The 2,798-nt window shown below is 57.3% G+C and carries 3 protein-coding genes; 1 reads left to right on the top strand and 2 read right to left on the bottom strand.

Annotation, left to right across the window (positions count from 1 at the left end; all coding sequences use genetic code 11):
* Nucleotides 1-245 (bottom strand): hypothetical protein (locus VGE80_RS04030; RefSeq protein ID WP_440591759.1); only part of this gene is annotated, 245 nt, incomplete at its 3' end.
* Between the two features lie 563 nt (nt 246-808).
* Here VGE80_RS04030 and VGE80_RS04025 point away from each other — a divergent pair.
* Nucleotides 809-1,987, top strand: coding sequence for a GTPase (locus tag VGE80_RS04025; protein ID WP_440591758.1), 1,179 nt, complete (start codon nt 809-811; stop codon nt 1,985-1,987).
* Between the two features lie 170 nt (nt 1,988-2,157).
* Here the strand turns inward: VGE80_RS04025 and VGE80_RS04020 are convergent, their stop codons facing one another.
* Complete coding sequence (locus VGE80_RS04020; RefSeq protein ID WP_373653889.1) at nt 2,158-2,589, bottom strand: hypothetical protein; 432 nt, start codon at nt 2,587-2,589, stop codon at nt 2,158-2,160.
* Nucleotides 2,590-2,798: the final 209 nt, after the last annotated feature.

The raw sequence follows: 2,798 nt of genomic DNA, 5'->3' as shown, positions 1-2,798 counted from the left end.
TGAACAGCGAAGGATGAAGGGTTTAAGCGGTTGCTGAGGCGTTGATTTTCGCGAAGGAGTTCTTCGTTCTGCCGGGCCAGAATATCGACCCGCCGTTCCAGCCCCCGGAGCATTTCAGCAAACTCGTCGAATGTCTCGGCTGAAACCGGCGTGATATCACTTCGTCGAGGCGGAGTACGAACAGGCGCGGGGGAAGACTGAGCCAGGGCGGTCGAAACGGCGTCTGTGAACAGAAATCCCAGCATTAGAAGGATCGATGGCCGGGCTGCCAGGCGGAGTAACCTCGTTAGGGTAGACGCGCCCTGCTGCCGCAGCTTCCGAGACGACTCGTCACGCGTACCGAGGGCGAATGGCTCATACATCATGGCACTTTCGAACATGTTTCCGAAGCAGGGCAACGGGGGCCCTGTCGTGATCACGAACTCGTCTTGGCGATGAGCAACATGGTGTCCGAGCGGTGCGCGTACTCGACGTTTATTCTGGCGAGGGACGGCTGAGCGGCATTTGATAGTGTGGGTTATCAGCTGTTAAAATGTACTGATTGTAATGAATTTGACGGGCACCTGGGGAATTCTGTAGATCGACTGTACTTTGGTGAGGCAATCGACCATCTTCCGCGGGACCGGTCTTTAATGCACACTGTAAGATCGCCCAATGGAACGCTGCAAACGGAAATTTCTCGTTGCCGGGGCTCTGTTCTCACACGCCTCCCGAGGAAGTTGGAATACTTGCTCGTCGCAGAATCGTACCGCAACGCTGAACGACGGGCGGCTCCTACTCGGGTCCTCAACAACTTCGGAAGATTGACGTGACTGACATCGACGTTTACTCGAGATCTGCAACTCGACGCACGGCGGCCCGATTAACGCCGGGGGGGCGAGGGGCGGTGGCGACGATTCGAGTTGCAGAGGGACTTGGCCCCGAGGAGCGGGGAGCGGAATTCCAGGGAATCGACCCCCTGTTCGAAGCGGCGAATGGGGTGGCTTTGAGCCAGCAACCGCTGAGGAAAATCGCCTTCGGACGCTGGGGGCATTCGCACCGCGAAGACCTGATTGTCTGTCGGGTCTCGGCTGACCTGCTGGAAATCCACTGTCATGGAGGCGATTCTGCGGTGGAACGGATCCTGAAGGATCTTGAAGAAGCGACGTATCAGGTCGTCGATTGGCAAACACAACTCACAATTTCCGACGACATTCTGCAGGCCGAGTGTCAGGAAACGCTGAGCCGCACCACCACCTGGCGAACGACGCAAATTGCGCTTGAGCAGGCAGGCGGTCTTTTGCGGCAGGCGTTTCAGGAAATGGTCTGGACGACTGATGAGGCCACGCTGCTCAGTCGTTTGGATAGCTTGATCCGCTGGTCAAACTTCGGGCTGCATCTGTCAAACCCCTGGAACGTTGTACTGACCGGGCGACCGAACGTCGGCAAGTCGAGTCTGATTAATGGATTGCTGGGCTACGAACGAGCCATCGTTTTCGACCAGCCCGGAACAACGCGTGATGTTGTTACTGGTGAAACCGCCTTTGAGGGATGGCCGGTCGTTCTCGCGGATACAGCGGGGATTCGGCAAGACGCTCACGCGTTGGAGTCTCAGGGAATCGCTCTGGCCCAAGCCCGCTTGCGCACGGCCGATCTGCAAATCGTTCTGCTGGATCTCAGTCAGGTCCCGACCCCGGACGATTTCGAGTTATTGCGCCAGTGGCCGGAGGCTCTGGTCGTTGCAAATAAGGCTGATCTCTCGGTGCAGTGGGATGAGGCGCTGCCGGAGAACGTGTTACAGGTCTCCGCGAAGCGAGGTCAAGGACTTGCCGAGTTGCAGAGTGAGATTGTCAAACGCTTGGTGCCCGAGGTTCCTCCGACCGGAACTGCGGTTCCGCTCAACCCTCGTCAAGTTGCCATTCTCCAACAGGCCCGTAGCGCCGGTGAGATGACCGTCCGACGAGCAATGCTCAGTAAGCTCCTTCACGGCGGACGTGACCTCGTTTAGCTGGCGGTGGCCCTCAAGTGTCGGTCTCTTTGGGGCTGCGGCCGCAGAAGTGGATCACGGTGGTCGTCGCCGATGCGATTCCTTTTACGGAAAAGAAAAAGGTAGCAGCCACTTCTGCGAAACAAAGTGACTGCTGCCGGACGGGAGAGGCCTGTTACGGGCCAGATCGACTATCGGGGTCGGTTGATACGTCCTTGTTGTTTTCCGTAACACCAACCGCGACGGACCGCGTTTCGGCTGCATTCCCAATCCGATTCATCGCGCCATTCGCTGCGAAGATTCTCTTCCAGCTCATCATCCCATTCTTCGTCGCCGTCGAAGTGGCGACTTGCTGCGTAGCCATATCGGTATGCCGATTCATCATCGTCGCTGTAGATGTCGTTTTCCGAATCGGGTCTCGTCTTGGTATTGCCGGGGGGAATTGGCTGGTTTCCCGTCGCTTGTCCCACCGTGTCACCGACTTCCTGATTAAGATCAGGCTCATCCGCACCGAAATCGTGCTTGGTTTGCGTCCAGTCCCGCTGGAAGGCTGCCTTCACCTTTGACCAAGCGGTGTCGTCTTCGTCCGTGTACCAGGAAGGACGTGTGCTCGTAGATGCCATGGTCAGTTCTCCTGAAAGATTTGGTTTCAGTTCGTTTCCATCAGAAAGGAATCAGCATTCGCCATACCCTCGTCTGCCAGTCCTGCAAGCTCGTCTCTGGTTGAGCTGAAAAGATCCCCGCCTCAAGCAGAAAACGTCGAACGAAGGGGAAGTGGGCAGGTGCTATAGCGACGGCCAATTCGCGGACGGGTCGCACTCGCCCCTCGTCT

This window comes from Schlesneria sp., from assembly GCF_036405755.1.
In the GTDB taxonomy this organism is placed as follows: domain Bacteria; phylum Planctomycetota; class Planctomycetia; order Planctomycetales; family Planctomycetaceae; genus Schlesneria; species Schlesneria sphaerica.
Note: the sequence above shows the minus strand (reverse complement) of the source record. Positions and strands in the feature narration are given on the sequence as shown.